This is a genomic window from Helcobacillus massiliensis (assembly GCF_033106145.1).
Classification (GTDB): Bacteria; Actinomycetota; Actinomycetes; order Actinomycetales; family Dermabacteraceae; genus Helcobacillus; species Helcobacillus massiliensis.
This window is the reverse complement of sequence record NZ_CP136959.1, coordinates 1,433,657-1,448,982: the sequence shown is the minus strand read 5'-3', so window position 1 is coordinate 1,448,982 and position 15,326 is coordinate 1,433,657. Positions and strand designations below refer to the sequence as shown.

Annotated in this window: 15 protein-coding genes; 9 read left to right on the top strand and 6 right to left on the bottom strand. The window is 67.9% G+C overall.

The annotated features are described in order from the left end of the window. The first annotated feature begins 11 nt into the window (after positions 1–11). The 3 genes from R3I40_RS06690 (at position 12) to ettA (ending at position 3,624) form a co-directional block, all read left to right on the top strand. Positions 12–1,112 carry a YlbL family protein gene (locus R3I40_RS06690; protein WP_285261936.1) on the top strand — a complete coding sequence of 367 codons (1,101 nt, stop codon included), beginning with the start codon at positions 12–14 and terminating at the stop codon, positions 1,110–1,112. Positions 1,113–1,115: 3 nt separating this feature from the next. After that, positions 1,116–1,808 carry an HAD family hydrolase gene (locus tag R3I40_RS06685; RefSeq protein WP_259923466.1) on the top strand — a complete coding sequence of 231 codons (693 nt, stop codon included), beginning with the start codon at positions 1,116–1,118 and terminating at the stop codon, positions 1,806–1,808. Between the two features lie 133 nt (positions 1,809–1,941). Beyond that, positions 1,942–3,624 carry an energy-dependent translational throttle protein EttA gene (ettA, locus tag R3I40_RS06680; protein WP_317699893.1) on the top strand — a complete coding sequence of 561 codons (1,683 nt, stop codon included), beginning with the start codon at positions 1,942–1,944 and terminating at the stop codon, positions 3,622–3,624. Positions 3,625–3,701: 77 nt separating this feature from the next. Here ettA and R3I40_RS06675 read toward each other — a convergent pair whose 3' ends face one another. Next, positions 3,702–3,896, bottom strand: a complete 195-nt coding sequence (locus R3I40_RS06675) for a hypothetical protein (protein ID WP_239374095.1) — start codon at positions 3,894–3,896, stop codon at positions 3,702–3,704. A gap of 250 nt (positions 3,897–4,146) precedes the next feature. Here R3I40_RS06675 and R3I40_RS06670 point away from each other — a divergent pair, with 250 nt between their 5' ends. The 3 genes from R3I40_RS06670 to R3I40_RS06660 are packed head-to-tail and all read left to right on the top strand — an operon-like array spanning position 4,147 to position 7,236. Continuing rightward, positions 4,147–5,013: a carbohydrate ABC transporter permease gene (locus R3I40_RS06670; protein WP_317699892.1), complete on the top strand. Its 867-nt coding sequence runs from the start codon at positions 4,147–4,149 to the stop codon at positions 5,011–5,013. Between the two features lie 4 nt (positions 5,014–5,017). After that, a complete protein-coding gene (locus R3I40_RS06665; RefSeq protein WP_239374097.1) occupies positions 5,018–5,869 on the top strand; it encodes a carbohydrate ABC transporter permease in 852 nt (283 codons plus the stop codon). Positions 5,870–5,901: 32 nt separating this feature from the next. After that, positions 5,902–7,236, top strand: coding sequence for an ABC transporter substrate-binding protein (locus R3I40_RS06660; RefSeq protein ID WP_239374100.1), 1,335 nt, complete (start codon positions 5,902–5,904; stop codon positions 7,234–7,236). Positions 7,237–7,257: 21 nt separating this feature from the next. Here the strand turns inward: R3I40_RS06660 and R3I40_RS06655 are convergent, their stop codons facing one another. Further along, positions 7,258–8,172, bottom strand: a complete 915-nt coding sequence (locus tag R3I40_RS06655; RefSeq protein WP_183375033.1) for an acyl-CoA thioesterase — start codon at positions 8,170–8,172, stop codon at positions 7,258–7,260. A 120-nt stretch (positions 8,173–8,292) separates the two neighbouring features. Between R3I40_RS06655 and R3I40_RS06650 the strand changes: the two genes are divergently transcribed. The 3 genes from R3I40_RS06650 to R3I40_RS06640 are packed head-to-tail and all read left to right on the top strand — an operon-like array spanning position 8,293 to position 10,451. Beyond that, the gene (locus tag R3I40_RS06650; RefSeq protein WP_183375031.1) at positions 8,293–8,613 is read left to right on the top strand and encodes a putative quinol monooxygenase; all 321 of its coding nucleotides are present in this window, start codon (positions 8,293–8,295) and stop codon (positions 8,611–8,613) included. Positions 8,614–8,619: 6 nt separating this feature from the next. Continuing rightward, the gene (locus tag R3I40_RS06645; RefSeq protein WP_239374103.1) at positions 8,620–9,951 is read left to right on the top strand and encodes a sodium/glutamate symporter; all 1,332 of its coding nucleotides are present in this window, start codon (positions 8,620–8,622) and stop codon (positions 9,949–9,951) included. A gap of 26 nt (positions 9,952–9,977) precedes the next feature. Further along, positions 9,978–10,451 (top strand): acyl-CoA thioesterase, encoded by a 474-nt coding sequence (locus tag R3I40_RS06640; RefSeq protein WP_239374105.1) that lies wholly within the window; start codon positions 9,978–9,980, stop codon positions 10,449–10,451. A gap of 19 nt (positions 10,452–10,470) precedes the next feature. Here the strand turns inward: R3I40_RS06640 and R3I40_RS06635 are convergent, their stop codons facing one another. The 4 genes from R3I40_RS06635 to R3I40_RS06620 form a co-directional block, all read right to left on the bottom strand. Next, on the bottom strand, positions 10,471–10,935 hold the full coding sequence (locus tag R3I40_RS06635; RefSeq protein WP_285262422.1) for a globin: 465 nt from the start codon (positions 10,933–10,935) through the stop codon (positions 10,471–10,473). A 2-nt stretch (positions 10,936–10,937) separates the two neighbouring features. Next, positions 10,938–11,864: a mechanosensitive ion channel family protein gene (locus R3I40_RS06630; protein WP_183375028.1), complete on the bottom strand. Its 927-nt coding sequence runs from the start codon at positions 11,862–11,864 to the stop codon at positions 10,938–10,940. A gap of 80 nt (positions 11,865–11,944) precedes the next feature. After that, positions 11,945–14,509 carry an aminopeptidase N gene (gene pepN, locus R3I40_RS06625; protein WP_183375027.1) on the bottom strand — a complete coding sequence of 855 codons (2,565 nt, stop codon included), beginning with the start codon at positions 14,507–14,509 and terminating at the stop codon, positions 11,945–11,947. A 70-nt stretch (positions 14,510–14,579) separates the two neighbouring features. Further along, a complete protein-coding gene (locus R3I40_RS06620; protein ID WP_239374109.1) occupies positions 14,580–15,248 on the bottom strand; it encodes a ribonuclease FAU-1 family protein in 669 nt (222 codons plus the stop codon). Positions 15,249–15,326: the final 78 nt, after the last annotated feature.

The following is a 15,326-nucleotide window of genomic DNA, read 5'->3' as shown; positions in this document are numbered from 1 at the left end:
ACAATGGGGCCGTGTCGTCCCCCGCCCCAGTGCCCCAGCAGTCGCGCCGCATCTCCGCGCGGCGTTCCCTGATCGGCAGCATCGCCCTGATCGCTCTGTGCGTGCTCACCCTCATCGCCACGCTCACCCCCTCGCCGTACGTCATCGAGTCGGCGGGGCCGACGGTGGACGTCCTCGGTGAGGTCGACGGCACCCAGGTGATCGAGGTGAAGGGCAGCGAGCCGGAGAAGCCCGACGGCCAGCTGCGCATGACCACTGTCGCCGTGCTCGGCGCACCCGGTCAGCCCGCCCCGACCACCGCGGTGTTCGCCGCCTGGTTCGACCCCACGAAGTCGATCCTGCCGCGCGAAGCGGTCTACCCCGACACGCAGGACGAAGAGGGCAACAAGCTCATGACGTCCGCGCAGATGAGCTCCTCCCAGCAGGAGGCGATCGCCGTCGCCCTCGCCGCCCAGGGCATGGAGTCCACGCCGGTGGTCCGCATCTCCGGGGTGCGCTCCGACGGTCCCGCCGCTCAGCTGCTGAAGCCGGGCGACCGCGTCGTGTCCGTCAACGGCACCGAGTCCGACGAGGTTCCCGCCCTGCAGAAGGCCACCGCCGACACCCCCGCCGGCGGCACCGCCGACTTCGTGGTGGAACGCGACGGGAAGAGGACGACCGTGTCCGTGCCGGTGGAGCAGAAGGACGGGCGCAGCGTCGTCGGCATCGTGCTGACCCCCGGGTTCGACTTCCCCGTGGACGTCAGGATCGCCCTGGACGGCATCGGTGGGCCCAGCGCCGGCCTCATCTTCGCCCTCGGCATCTACGACGAGATGACCCCCGGCAGCCTCACCGGTGGGAAGCGGATCGCCGGCACCGGCACCATCGACCAGAGCGGCGCCGTCGGCCCCATCGGCGGGATTCGGCAGAAGCTGGTCGGCGCGAAGGAGGACGGCGCCGAGTTCTTCCTCGCTCCCGCCGACAACTGCGCCGAGGTGGTCGGTCACGTGCCCGACGGGCTGAGCGTGGTCCGGGTCTCCACGTTCGAGGACGCCAAGCACGCTGTCGAGACCATCGCCGACTCCGGCAGCACCGCCGGTCTGCCCACCTGCACCGCCTCCGAAAGGACCTGATCCATGGCCCGCCAGCGCCGCACCCGCTCCACCGACGCCCTGTCCCAGAAGACCGTCGTGTTCGACTTCGGCGGCGTCATATCCGCCGCCCACGACCCCGTCCCCGCGATCCACGCCGAGACCGGCGGCGACCTCGAGGAGGTCCGCGCCGCGTTCTGGGGCGAACGCCTCGCCTACGACACCGGCGACCTCACCCTCGAGGAGTACTGGGGCCGCGTCTGCGCGGCGGCGGGCGTCGAGGACCCCTCCGCCGATGAGCTCGCCCACCTGCAGGACGTCGACAACCGCTACTGGCTGGAGATCCACCCGGAGTCCCGCAGCCTTATCCACGACCTCTCCCGCAACGGCGTCCGTCTGGTGCTGCTGTCCAATGCATCGGTCGCGTTCGGTGAGGCCGTGCGCCGCGCCGAATGGTTCGAGGCGTTCAGCTTCGCCATCATCTCCGGTGAGGAGGGCGTGGTGAAGCCGGACCTGCGGATCTTCGAGGTCCTGCTGGAGACCCTCTCCCACGAGACCGGGGGAGTGGAGCGCCCCGCGTCCACGATCTTCTTCGACGACGTCGAGGAGAACGTGGAGGCGGCCCGCCGCCTCGGCATCGACGCCCACCGGTGGCCGCGCAACGGCGACGGCGCCGCCGACAACGGCTGGGAGATCGCCCGCGCACACCTCGCCGGGCGCGGCATCCCGCTGGACTGAGCGACCGGGAGCCATTGGTAGGCTGGCCCAGTGCGCTCCCGGCCGCCTGAGCCGACGAGCGGTCCATCAGTCTTCTTTTTGCACACATGCTGCACGGCGACACTCCGACAGTGTCCTGACCAGGGGAAATCGCTTGGCTGAATTCATTTACACGATGTACAAGGCACGGAAGTCGGTGGGCGACAAGCTCATCCTCGACGACGTGACCATGAGCTTCTACCCGGGCGCGAAGATCGGCATGGTCGGTCCCAATGGCGCCGGCAAGTCCACGATCCTCAAGATCATGGCGGGGCTCGATGAGCCCAGCAACGGCGAGGCGCGCCTCAGCCCCGGCTACACCGTGGGCATCCTGCTGCAGGAGCCGCCGCTGAACGAGGAGAAGACCGTCCTCGAGAACGTCCAGGAGGGCATGGGCGACCTCTACGCGAAGGTCCAGCGCTTCAACGAGATCGGCGAGGAGATGGCGCAGCCGGACGCTGACTTCGACGCCCTCATGGAGGAGATGGGCAAGCTCCAGACCGACATCGACGCCGCCAACGGCTGGGACCTCGACTCCCAGCTCAACCAGGCGATGGACGCCCTCCGCCTCCCGCCGGGCGATGAGAAGGTCACCCACCTCTCCGGTGGTGAGCGCCGCCGCGTGGCACTGTGCAAGCTCCTGCTGGAGAAGCCGGACCTGCTGCTGCTGGACGAGCCCACCAACCACCTCGATGCCGAGTCGGTCCTCTGGCTGGAGAAGCATCTCCAGGCGTACGAGGGCGCTGTCATCGCCATCACCCACGACCGCTACTTCCTCGACCACGTCGCCGAGTGGATCGCCGAAGTCGACCGCGGCCACCTCTACCCGTACGAGGGCAACTACTCCACCTACCTGGAGAAGAAGGAGGCGCGCCTGCAGGTGCAGGGCAAGAAGGATGCGAAGCTCGCCAAGCGCCTCAAGGAGGAGCTCGAGTGGGTGCGCTCCAACGCGAAGGGCCGCCAGACCAAGTCGAAGGCCCGACTCGCCCGTTACGAGGAGATGGCGGCGGAGGCCGAGCGCACCCGCAAGCTCGACTTCGACGAGATCGTCATCCCGCCCGGCCCGCGGCTGGGCAATGTGGTCATCGACGCCAAGGACCTCAAGAAGGGCTTCGGAGACCGCGTCCTCATCGACGGCCTCTCCTTCTCGCTGCCGCCGAACGGCATCGTCGGTGTCATCGGCCCCAACGGTGTCGGCAAGACCACGCTGTTCAAGACCATCGTGGGTCTGGAACCGCTGGACGGTGGTGAGCTGAAGATCGGCGAGACCGTGAAGATCAGCTACGTCGACCAGAACCGGTCGAACATCGATCCGGAGAAGACTCTGTGGGAGGTCGTGTCCGAGGGCAACGACTTCATCCAGGTGGGCAAGGTGGAGATCCCCTCGCGCGCCTACGTCTCCCAGTTCGGCTTCAAGGGCCCGGACCAGCAGAAGAAGGCCGGTGTGCTCTCCGGTGGTGAGCGCAACCGCCTGAACCTGGCGCTGACCCTCAAGCAGGGCGGCAACCTGCTCCTGCTCGATGAGCCGACGAACGACCTCGACGTCCAGACGCTCGGCTCCCTGGAGAATGCACTGCTGAACTTCCCAGGCTGCGCCGTGGTCGTCACCCACAACCGCTGGTTCCTGGACCGCATCGCGACCCACATCATCGCCTACGAGGGCACCGAGGAGAATCCGTCGAACTGGCACTGGTTCGAGGGCAACTTCGAAGCGTACGAGCGCAACAAGGTCGAGCGACTCGGCGAGGAGGCGGCGCGTCCGCACCGCGTCACGCACCGTCGCCTCACCCGCGACTGATCATCACTGCAGCGGAAGGGCCGGTTCCCCTCGGGGGAACCGGCCCTTCGTCGTTCAACCGTGACTCCTGCGCCTCTCTACTCACCGCCGGTGGTCTGCTGACCGGTGCTCACAGCTGTGCCCAGCGCGCCCCCGGGCGCCTTCAGGGACTCGTCGGCGGCACCGCGCTGCCGGACCAGCAGCAGGTGCACGGCCAGCGCGATGACGAGGACGATCAGACAGGCGATGAGGATTCCGCCCAGCGCAAGACCAGCGAGCACGAGTGTCTCCATGCGGTCTCCTGATTGAATATTGAACTGATGGCGGCCTGTCCCGAGTCTACGTTCGACCAGCGCACCCCCAGATGCTCAGAAGTCCCTTGATGCAGAATCGTAATGACTGACCGGTCATCAGCAGCCGACGGGCATCATTCCCGACTCGCCGCGGCGCTGACCGTCACCTCGGCCCACCGCCCTGGAATACTGAGGAGGTCATCGCCGTTGAACTGACAGCACTGCCCGACGAGCCCCCAGAGGTGACTCCATGATGCGAAGCCGCAGCCCCTGGACGGCGTGGCTCCTGGTGGCACCCGCCACCATCGGCGTGGTCGCCTTCATCCTGCTGCCCGTCCTCGTGGCGTTCGGTCTGTCGCTGACGAACTGGCAGCTCGTCGGCGGCGGCGGATTCGTCGGCCTGGAGAACTACCGGGCGCTGCTGACCGGCGGCGCCCTCCTCAACTCCCTGGTCGTCACCGCCCTGTTCACCCTCATGAGCGTCCCGGTGGCGATGGCGCTCGGTCTGCTGCTGGCGATGCAGCTCAACCGTGCCCTGCCCGGCGCCGGCGTCTTCCGCGTCATCGTGGTGATCCCGTGGGTGTGCGCACCGCTGGCGATCGGCGTGGTGTTCTCCTGGATCTACCAGCCGAGCTACGGCGCCCTGAACGCCATCCTCGGCCGCCGTGTCGAATGGCTGACAGACCCGTCCCTCGCGCTGCCGTCGGTGGCGTTCGTGGCGATCTGGCAGGCGGTCGGATACATCGCGCTCTTCTACCAGGCGGGTCTGCAGAAGATCCCCTCCTCCATTTATGAGGCCGCTGAACTCGACGGGGCCGGCCCGCTGCGCCGCCTGTGGTCGATCACCCTGCCGCTGCTGCGCCCCACCACGTTCTTCGTGGCGCTCACGCAGATCGTGGCGAGCTTCCAGGTGTTCGACACCGTGTACGCCCTCACCGGCGGCGGACCGGGGCGCCGCACCGAAGTGATCGCCTCCCTCATCTACTCCGAGGCGTTCACCTCGTACCGCATGGGGCGGGCCAGCGCGATCGCGGTGATCCTGTTCGTGATCCTCGCGCTCGTGGCGATCGTCCAGCAGCGCTACTTCTCCTCCCGCATCACCTACGATATGAGCTGAGGCGATGACTGTGAGACCCTCCCACCGCAACCGGCCCGGCGCTGCTGGTGCCCTGTTCGCCTACGTGGTCATGACTGCGGCCGCTCTGCTCACCCTCGCTCCGATCGCGCTGAGCATCATGACCGCGCTGCGCGCCCCCACCGACTTCCTCTCCCAGGGGCCTCTGCACCTGCCGGACCCGCCCACGCTGGAGAACGTCACCCAGCTGTTCACCCGCGAGGATTCGTTCATCACGCCGTTCGCTGTGACGGCGCAGATGGTGGCGGTGATCCTCGCCGGGCAGATCGTGTTCTCCGTCATGGCGGCGTACGCGTTCGCGTTCCTGCGCTTCCGGGGCCGCGACGCCCTGTTCTGGCTGTTCATCTCCACACTGATGGTGCCGCAGGTCGTGGTGATCATCCCGCTGTTCCTGGCCCTGTCGGAGCTGGGGCTGCGCAACACGTTCTTCGCTCTGGTCATCCCGTTCGTGTTCGGCTCACCGTATGCGGTGTTCCTGCTGCGGCAGAACTTCCGGTCCGTTCCCCAAGAGCTGATCGATGCGATGCGTGTGGACGGCGCCGGGCACCTGCGGATCCTGTGGAACCTGGTGGTGCCGCTGAACCGCCCGATCATCGTCACCCTCGTCATCATCACCGTGGTGACGCACTGGAACTCGTTCCTGTGGCCGCTGATCATCACCAAGGGACCCGACTGGCGCACCCTCACGGTTGCGACCTCCGCTCTGTCCACCCAGTACAACGCCAACTGGACGCTCGTGATGGCGGCGACCACGCTCGCCCTCATCCCCCTGATCCTGCTGTACTTCGCGTTCCAGAAACAGGTCGCGAACTCGATCTCCGGCACCGAACTGCGCTGACGCAGCCGCGCCGACCCTAGAAAGGAATCACCATGGTCACTCGCCGCACCTTCGTCACTTCCGCCGGCATCGCCGGCGCCGCTGGAGCGCTCGCCGCCTGCTCCCCGTCGAAGAGCTCCTCCGACGGGTCCTCGAAGTCCTCGGGCTCCGACTCGAAGAAGCTGACTCTGCGCATCTGGGACGATGTCGCCAAACCCGCCTATGAGGAGTCGCTGAACGCGTTCACGGAGAAGACCGGCATCGAGGCGGCGGTCGAGGTGGTGCCGTGGGCGGACTACTGGAAGACCCTGCCGCTGGACATCGCCTCCGGTGACGCCGCCGACGTGTTCTGGCTGAACAGCGCGTCCTTCACCCAGTACCAGCAGGCGGGCAACCTCGTGGACATTACCGAGACCCTGGGGGAGGACGCCGCCGCGTCCTGGGAGAAGGCCGTGGTGGAGCTGTACACCCGCGACGGCTCCCTGTGGGGCGTGCCGCAGCTGTGGGACTCCATCGCCCTGTTCTTCAACAAGAAGCTGACGGACGAGGCGAAGGTCGACCCGACGAAGCTGAGCTTCGACCCCGCCGCGAAGAGCGATCCGCTGCGCGATGCCGCGCTGAAGCTCACGAAGGACAAGGCGGGAAAGAAGCCCGGCGAGTCCGGCTTCGACCCGAACGCGCGTCAGCAGTTCGGCTTCAACTCCGCGGCGGACCGCCAGGCCATCATCGGCCCGTTCCTCGCCTCCAACGGCGCCGAGTGGCAGAAGGACGACACGTACGCGTTCGACACGCCTGAGGGCGTCGCCGCGTTCAAGTACATGGCCGACCTCGTCAACACCTGGCAGGTGGCCCCGTCGGCCGCGGACACCAACCCCAACGGCGACTTCGCGCGCGACCAGTTCATCCAGGGCAAGCTCGGCCTGTTCCAGTCCGGTCCCTACCACCTGATGAACATTCTGGAGGGCGTGGGCGACTCCTTCGAGTGGGGGATCGCGCCGATGGTGGGCGGCCCGAAGGGGCAGAAGTCGCTGGTGCACGGCGTGGTCGCCGCCGGCAACGCGAAGAACGAGAACCAGGACGGGGTGAAGAAGCTGCTGGAGTGGCTGGGCTCCGCCGAGGGGCAGAAGCCGATCGGCGCCAAGGGCGTCGGCTTCCCCGGCCACACGGATGTGCAGTCCGCGTTCGTGGAGTTCTGGAAGGGCAAGGGCCATGACGTCCAGCAGTTCATCGAGGCGGCGAAGGACCCCGCGATGGCGGACACGGGCGCGAAGGCGCTCGCCGGCCTTGAGGCTGTGATGCCGGTGTTCCAGCAGATCTTCGCCGGTGAGGTTCCGGCGGAGGAGGGCGTGCCGCAGGCCGTCAAGGAGGGCAACGCCGCGATGGCGTGACCTCCTGTCGGGTCGCGGCCGTCACTCCTTGATGCGGATCATCCCCTCCTGGGTGACGGTCGCGATCAGCTCACCGCTGCGGCGGTACAGCAGGCCCTCGGTGAGGCCGCGGCCACCGGCGGCCGACGGGGACCGCTGCACGAACAGCATCCACTCGTTGACATCGGGCCGCGAGTGCCACCAGATCGCGTGGTTGATGGTGGCGGCGCGGATCCCGGGGGTGGTCCACGCGAGGCCCTGGCGCCGCAGGATCGGTTCGAACGGCGTGTAGTCGGATGCGAACGACAGGATCGCGTCGTGGGTCAGCTGGTCCGCCTCCACCGGCGCCAGCACCTTCATCCACACCATCTGCTGGGAGCGCCCTGACTCGTCCGGCGCTAGGTAGATCGGCCGTTCCACGTGGCGGATGTCGATCGGCCGCTGCGTCGCCCAGTACTGAGCCACCGGGTGGTCGATGTCGCGCAGGTGGTCCGCTGTGGTCGGCAGCGTCTCCGGGTCCGGCGCCTCCGGCATCGGCTCGGCGTGCTCCAGGCCGTCCTGCTCCTCCTGGAAGGACGCCGTCATCGCCAGGATCGTCTTCTCATGCTGGATCGCCAGCACGCGCCGCACCGAGAACGAGCGGCCGTCCCGCAGGGAGTCCACTTCGAACCGGATCGGGACCGACGGGTCCCCGGGCCGCAGGAAGTACGAGAACATCGAATGGATGTGCCGCCCTTCCGGCACGGTCCGACCCACCGCCATCACCGCCTGGCCCATCACCTGGCCGCCGAACACGTGACCGCCCGGGTGCGGGTGGGAGTCGCCTTCGAAGCAGCGGAACGCGTCGGCGGCGGGGGAGTGGGGGACGGGACTGTCGTCGACCCCGGACGGGACGGAGCGGAGGTCCAGGACGGTCAGCAGGCCGTCGGTGACGGCGCGGTCATCAGGAAAGCTCATGGACTCATCGTAGGCGGGGACGCACCCGGGCGCGACGGACGGTGCCCGTGCCGTCCGTCGCCTCCCAGGGCGGTGTGGGACAGTCAACGCATCTGACCCCTGTCGAGAAGGAGCGAGACCATGATCCTCATCAACGTCAAGTACACCGTCAAGGACGGCCAGGCCGAGGAGTTCCTGGAGGCCGTCGGCGAGTTCACCGCCGCCACCCGCGCTGAAGAGGGCAACCTCTGGTTCGACTGGTACCGCTCCACCGAGAACGAGAACGAGGTGCTGCTCGTTGAGGCGTTCAAGGACGACGCCGGCGAAGCGCACGTCAGCTCCGACCATTTCGCCGCCGGCCTGGAGGCGATGAAGCCGTTCCTCACCGCCACGCCGCAGATCATCTCCCGCACCGTCGACGGTGAGGGCTGGGACCGCATGGGTGAGCTGAAGGTCGACTGACGCCCAGTGAGCGCCTGGGACGTCTTCCTCGACCTCGCATGGATGGGCCTGCTGCTGGCCGTCGGGGCGCTGATCCGCGCCACCGTTCCACCGGTGCAGGCCCTGTTCCTGCCCGCCTCTCTGATCGCCGGTGTCCTCGGACTGATCCTCGGGCCAGCTGTGTTCGGAGTGATCCCGTTCTCCGAGCTGATCAGCCAGTACTCCGGCCTGCTGATCGCGGTGGTGTTCGGGGCGCTGCCGTTCACGATGCGCATCGTGTCGGTGAAGTCCGTGATCCGCTCCGTGGGGAGCATGTGGGCCGTCACGCAGGGCTCTACCCTCATGCAGTGGGGCTTCGGCCTGCTGATGTCGCTGATGCTTCTGTCACTGATCTTCGGCGGCCTGCCCGACGGATTCGGCCTCATGCTCGCCGCCGGCTTTATGGGCGGGCACGGCACCGCGGCAGCGGTCGCGGAGGGCTTCGGTGATCGGTGGCCCGATGCAGCCTCGCTCGGCTTCACCTCCGCCACCATCGGCATCTTCGTTGCGATCATCGGAGGCATCACCATCATCAAACTGGAATCGCGCCGGGGCGGCACCGCCTACCTGCAGGACTTCGCGGACCTGCCGCGCGAACTGCGCACCGGGGTGCTGGAGCAGAAGAGCCGCGCCCCGATCGGCCGGGCCACCGTCTCCACGATGAGCATCGACCCGCTGATGCTGCATGCGTCGATCCTCGCGGCGATCGCCGGCGCCGCGTACCTGATCTCCGAATGGTTCAGCGAGGTCACCGGCGGCCTCTCCTTCCCTGCGTTCGCCGTCGCGTTCATCGTGGGCGGCCTCGTCCTGTTGGCGATGCGCACCACCGGCGCCGACCGCGTCCTCGATTCGGAGACGATGAACCGCGTCTCCGGGTCCGCCACCGACCTGCTCGTCGCCTTCGGCATCGCGGCGATCAGCCCGGCGGTGGTGGCGCGCTACTGGCAGCCGCTCGCGCTGCTGCTGGTCGGCGGCCTGATCCTGCTGCTCTTCTCCTACGTGTTCGTGTGGAAGCCGTCGTTCCGGGACCACAAGGTCGAGCAGTCCGTGTTCAGCTTCGGCTGGCAGACCGGCACCGTCCCGATGGGCATCGCTCTGCTGCGGATCGTGGACCCGCAGATGCGCTCCAAGACCCTCGACTACTACGGTCTGGCGTACATTCCGATCAACCTGGGCGATATCGTGCTGATGGCGTTCCTGCCGGCCCTGGTGATCGCCGGATTCGCCTGGCCCCTCGCCATCGGCCTGACGGTGGCCGCCCTCGCGATCTATGCGTTCGCACTGCGGCTGAACCGCGGGCACTGGCATGCCCAGCCCTGACCCTTCGAAAGGATCCCCGACCCCCCATGGCCCATATCGACATTCCCGTTCCGCTGCGCTGGTCCGACCTCGACGCGTACGGCCACGTCAACAACGCAGCCCTCCTCACCCTGCTGGAGGAGGCACGCATCCACGCGTTCTGGGAGGTGCCGCAGGAACAGCTCGGCGGCGGCACCAAGCAGTCGCCGATCGTGCTGCCGGTCTCTGCTGACGGCCGCGACCTGCTGACCTTCGTCGCCTCGAACCGGATCGAGTACCTGAAGCCGGTGGAGTACCGACGCGACGGCGCCGTGGTCCGCCTCTGGATCTCCCGCCTCGGCGGCGCGTCCCTGACGGTGGACTACACGCTCCACACGCCGGGGCGGATGGATGAGGCGCTGATCCGGGCGCGCACCGTGGTGGTGCTGGTGGACTCCTCGGGCCGCCCGACGCGCATCGACGACGATATGCGTGAGCGGCTCGCCCCGTGGATGGGGGAGCCGCTCACCTTCCGCGAATGACCTCAGCGGGCCTGCGCGGTCACTGCATGTGGTCGGGCATCGTGCGGCCCGCCATCGGCGCTTCACCGCCGTTGACGGTGTTGATCAGGGAGCGGGCCGCCCGGTCCATGTAGTCGAGCATGAGGCCTTCGTACAGCGGCGGCAGCTGCTGCTCGGTCACGGCCGTGGTCATGTGGCGCAGCCAGGCGTCGGCGGCGTCGGGGGAGACGGGGAAGACTGCGTGGCGCATCCGCAGGCGCGGGTGGCCGCGCTGCGCCCCGTAGTCCTTCGGCCCGCCCCAGTACTGGACGAGGAACATCCGCAGGCGGTCCTTCGCGCCGTCGAGCTCGTCCTCGGGGTACATGGGGCGCAGCAGCGGATCCTCGGCGACACCCTCGTAGAAGCGGTCGACGATGGCGGTGAAGGTGGGCATCCCGCCGACGGCGTCGTACACGCTCTGCTGGTCGTCGTCGCGGCCGCGGGTCGGCTGGAGGGGGATGGTCACGGTCACTGACCTGCTTCCTGGAATCGGGGGAGTGCGAAGCTGATCTTCTCATCCTGGAACGCCCGACGGATGCGGCGGCGCAGCTCCTGCTCCACCTCCCACTGGCGGCCGGGCGCCGACTTCAGGGTGACGCGGCGCTGGTAGCGGGCGCCGTCGATGGACAGGATGCCGCTGATCTGCGGCTTGTCCAGCAGCACCTTCTCCCACGTGGTGTCGCGCCACAGGGCGTCGGTGACGCGCTGCAGCACCTCGGTGACGTGGACGTCGTCGTTGGACAGGTCGAGGTCGAGCTTCACCAGAGCGGTGGCGAAGCCGCGGGACATGTTGCCGATGCGGATGATCTCGCCATTGCGGACGGTCCACAGCACGCCGTCGATGGAGCGCAGCTGCGTGGCGCGCAGATTGATGCTCTCCACCGTGCCGGTGGCGTACTCGAGGTCCACGAAGTCGCCGACGGCGACGATGTCCTCGAACAGCATCACCACACCTGCCACGATGTCCTTGATGATGGTCTGCGCACCGATGCCGGCGGCGAGGCCCACCACGCCGAGACCGGCGATGACGGGGGCGATGTCGATGCCGAGTTCGGACAGCACCATCACGCTGGCGAGCGCGCCGATGATCAGCGCGGCTACGTTCCCGGCGACCTGGGAGAGGGTCTGGGCGCGCTGCTGCCGGCGCTGCTGGGCGCGTTCCTGCTCACCCGCGTGCTCGGTGCGGCGGATTGCGGCGTTCGTCATCGCGGAGATGCGGGTGCCGGAGTCCAGCATAGTGCGCACCACCCGCCGGATCAGTATCGCGGCGACGTACCGCGCGGCCAAGGCGAGAATGATGATCAGCAGGATCTTCACGCCGTGATCGAGCAGCCAGGCGCCGGCGTGGTCCAGCCAACTGAGGGCGTCGTCTGAAGTGGGAGCAGAGATCAGCATAGGGCAACAGGCTAGCCCCCGCGGATGGGAGCACAGTCAGCGGAGCCTCCGCTCCGCTGACTGTGCGGCTCTGACCTGGATCAGTGCGCGTCGGCGCGCTGCACCCGCAGGGCGCGCTGCACCGTGTCCCGACCCTCGAGGATGGGGCGCCGCTGACCCATCGGCTTGTCGGCGTTCTCCTCCAGCCACTGCGTGGACAGGTCCACGACCTTCTGGCTGGGGAACTTCGCCGGGAAGTACCCCTGCACGAGGCGGTTCGCGATCTCACTGGAGCGGGTCGCCCACGCCGTGTTCAGCATGCCGAAGAACCGCTCCGTGTACGGGTCGAGCAGTTCCTTGGACCCCTGGTTGAAGCCGATCACCACGGAGGTGACGGACTCGTTGGCGAGTTCGTCCTTCTCCACGGTGTCCTCCCAGGCCTTCGCCTTCGCAGCCTCCGTCGGTAGGGCGGCGTGCGCGGTGAGCGCGGACTTGCGGCCGCTCTGCGTGTCGTCGGACGCGAGCACCTCGTCGATCTGGGCGTCGTCGAGGGCACCGGCGGCGGCGAGGGCGATGACGATCTTCCATCGCAGGTCGGTGTCGATGTCGCGGCCCGGCAGCTGCTGGGAGCCGTCGAACAGGGCGCGCGCGAGCTCCACCTGCTCGTCGGTCACAGCATTGCGGAGGAAGCCCTCCAGGTACTGCAGCTGCGCGTCGCTGCCGGCCTCCGCCTGCTGGGTCAGGCGCCACAGCGCGTCGCCGGCGGCGGCTTCGCGCTCGGCGCGCTGCTCCGGCGCAGCGTAGTGGCCGGCCACCGCATCGAGGCGGGTGAGCAGGGTGCGGATCACGGAGGACTCCGTCTCACCGGCGATGTTGTTCACCAGCAGCTCCTGGTAGCGGCGGCTGGGCAGTTCAGCATCGCGCACCATGTCCCAGGCGGCCGACCAGATGAGGGTGCGGGCCAGTGAGTCCTCCAGGGTGGACAGCTTCTGCATCGCGGTGGCGAGGGACTCATCGTCCAGGCGGAGCTTCGCGTAGGCGAGGTCGCCGTCGTTGACGAGCCACAGGTCGGCCTGCTTGCCCGTCAGCTCGGGGATCTCGGTGCGCTCACCGTCGACATCGACCTCCACTGTCTCGGTGCGCACCAGCGCGCCGTCCTGCTCGGTGAAGCCGGCGATGCGCAGGCGGTGCGGCCGCAGCGTCGGGTAGTCCGACGGGGCCTCCTGCAGAACCGCGAACGACACCACGGCGCCGTCCTGGTCCCGCTCGATCTGCGGGCGCAGCAGCGTCACTCCCGCCTTCTCCAGCCACAGTGCTGACCAGGAGGTGAGGTCGCGTCCGCTGGTCGCCTCCAGCTCCACCAGCAGGTCCTTCAGCTGCGTGTTCCCCCAGGCGTGCTTGCGGAAGTAGGCGCGCAGGCCTTCGAAGAAGGCGTCCTCGCCCACATAGGCGACGAGCTGGCGCAGCACAGAGGCGCCCTTCGCGTAGGTGATGCCGTCGAAGTTGGTCTCGACCGCGTCGAAGTCCACCATGTCCGCCACGATCGGGTGCGTGGACGGCAGCTGGTCCTGGTTGTACGCCCATGCCTTCTCGGAGCCGGCAAAGGTGGTCCATGCGGTGGTCCACTTCGTCGCTTCGGCGGAGGCGAGGGTGGAGGCGTATTCGGCGAAGGATTCGTTCAGCCAGAGGTCGTCCCACCACTTCATGGTGACGAGGTCGCCGAACCACATGTGGGCGAGCTCGTGGAGGATGGTGAGGTCGCGGCGCTCGCGGATGGCGTCGGAGACGTCGGAGCGGAACACGTACGCCTCCACGTAGGTGACGGCACCGGGGTGCTCCATCGCACCCATGTTGTACTCGGGCACGAACACCTGGTCGTACTTGCGGAACGGGTAGGGGCAGTCGAACTTCTCCTCGTAGAAGTCGAATCCCTGCTGGGTGACGTCGATGATGTTCTGCCCGTCGAGGTGCTCGGCGAGGGAGGCGCGGGCGTACACGCCGGCCTTCAGCTCGCGGCCGTCGCGCGACCGGATCGTGCCCTCCACGCCCTCGTACTTGCCGGCGATCAGCGCCGTCAGGTAGGTGGAGATCCGCTCGGTCGCTTCGAACGCCCAGGTGGCGATCCGCTGCCCGTTCTGGTCGGTGCCGGCATCCGTCGGCTCCGGGGTGGGGGCGATGGAGATGACGCGCCAGTGCGCGGGTGCGGTCACCGTGAACGTGAACTCGGCCTTGAGGTCGGGCTGTTCGAAGCAGGCGAACATGCGGCGCGCGTCCGACACTTCGAACTGGGAGTAGAGGTACACCTCGTCGTCTACAGGGTCGACGAAGCGATGCAGGCCCTCACCGGTGTTCATGTAGGCGGCATTCGCCCGGATGCGGATGGTGTTCTCACCCTTCTGCAGCGCGGGCAGCTGCACGCGGGCGCCGTCGAAGCGGGACGCTGGGTCCTCCAGCAGCTCGCCGTTGAGCTCGATCTCCAGCACCTCGGGGGCGATGAGGTCCACGAACGTCTCCCGCTCCTCGGTGGAGGTGACGCGGATGGTCGACTCGGTGAGGAAGGTGGTGGGCCCCTGCGTCAGATCCAGGGTGACGTCATAGGTCGAGGTGGACAGGAACGAGGCGCGTTCCTGGGCTTCGCTGCGCTTCAGGTTCTCGGTGGCGCTCACGCGGGCATCCCTTTCGGTCGGTGCGGGTGGATCCGTGCCATTGTGTCACCGATCTCACCGAGGGGAGGCATCAGCGTTTGCGGTGCGTCTCCCGGTCCGTCAGGTCCTTCTCCCACGTGTAGTGGTCGGGCAGCGGAGGCGTCCCCCAGCTGGGGTTGGGGAAGAAGTACTCGTACCCGGCGTTGAAGGGGTAGCACCAGGCGCGGATGTCGCGTTCGGCTTCGCGGCCCCACGCGCGGATCTGGTCCGCCTCCTGGGGGGAGAAGTAGCCGACGCGCTCCGCCCCTTCGAGTTCGTCCTCGTCCTTGTAGTGGTAGTCGCGGCGCGGCAGCACCACGAGGTCGAGGACCATGTCGCGGGAGCGGACGCCTTCGTCGGTGCGCTCCAGGGGGGATTCGAGGTTGACGTAGTAGCACCCGAGGGTGCCGTCGTCTCGGTAGAACAGCCACACGGAGTACGGCTTGTCGGGCAGGCCGATCATGAGGATGCCGTTGCCGGTCCACAGCTGCTTGGACTGGTGGCGCTGCTCGGTGAACATGCCCTCGTCGCCGGCTCGGCGCAGCGGCGCGCCGGACTCCAGGACGGGGAGGAGGACTTCGGTGCCCGGAGCGATCCACACCACGATGCCGCGATCATCATCCAGGACGACCGTGCCGGGCCGAACGGTGATGGTGTCGTGCGCGTGCGTGTAGTACGTCCAGGTCACGTGGTCCCCGGGGGACCATCGCTTCTGGGACATCACGTTTTCCTGGCCTGGTCAGCCCCACGAGCACACGCGCGACCGGCCGAGGCGCGGGTGTGGATTCCGCTCGTGAGG

Bases quoted from the DNA above. Each gene is read 5' to 3' on its own strand.
- R3I40_RS06685 (WP_259923466.1), top strand. From the start codon at position 1,116: ATGGCCCGCCAGCGCCGCACCCGCTCCACCGACGCCCTGTCCCAGAAG.
- R3I40_RS06675 (WP_239374095.1), bottom strand. From the start codon at position 3,896: ATGGAGACACTCGTGCTCGCTGGTCTTGCGCTGGGCGGAATCCTCATC.
- R3I40_RS06670 (WP_317699892.1), top strand. From the start codon at position 4,147: ATGATGCGAAGCCGCAGCCCCTGGACGGCGTGGCTCCTGGTGGCACCC.
- R3I40_RS06665 (WP_239374097.1), top strand. From the start codon at position 5,018: ATGACTGTGAGACCCTCCCACCGCAACCGGCCCGGCGCTGCTGGTGCC.
- R3I40_RS06660 (WP_239374100.1), top strand. From the start codon at position 5,902: ATGGTCACTCGCCGCACCTTCGTCACTTCCGCCGGCATCGCCGGCGCC.
- R3I40_RS06655 (WP_183375033.1), bottom strand. From the start codon at position 8,172: ATGAGCTTTCCTGATGACCGCGCCGTCACCGACGGCCTGCTGACCGTC.
- R3I40_RS06650 (WP_183375031.1), top strand. From the start codon at position 8,293: ATGATCCTCATCAACGTCAAGTACACCGTCAAGGACGGCCAGGCCGAG.
- R3I40_RS06640 (WP_239374105.1), top strand. From the start codon at position 9,978: ATGGCCCATATCGACATTCCCGTTCCGCTGCGCTGGTCCGACCTCGAC.
- R3I40_RS06630 (WP_183375028.1), bottom strand. From the start codon at position 11,864: ATGCTGATCTCTGCTCCCACTTCAGACGACGCCCTCAGTTGGCTGGAC.
- R3I40_RS06620 (WP_239374109.1), bottom strand. From the start codon at position 15,248: ATGTCCCAGAAGCGATGGTCCCCCGGGGACCACGTGACCTGGACGTAC.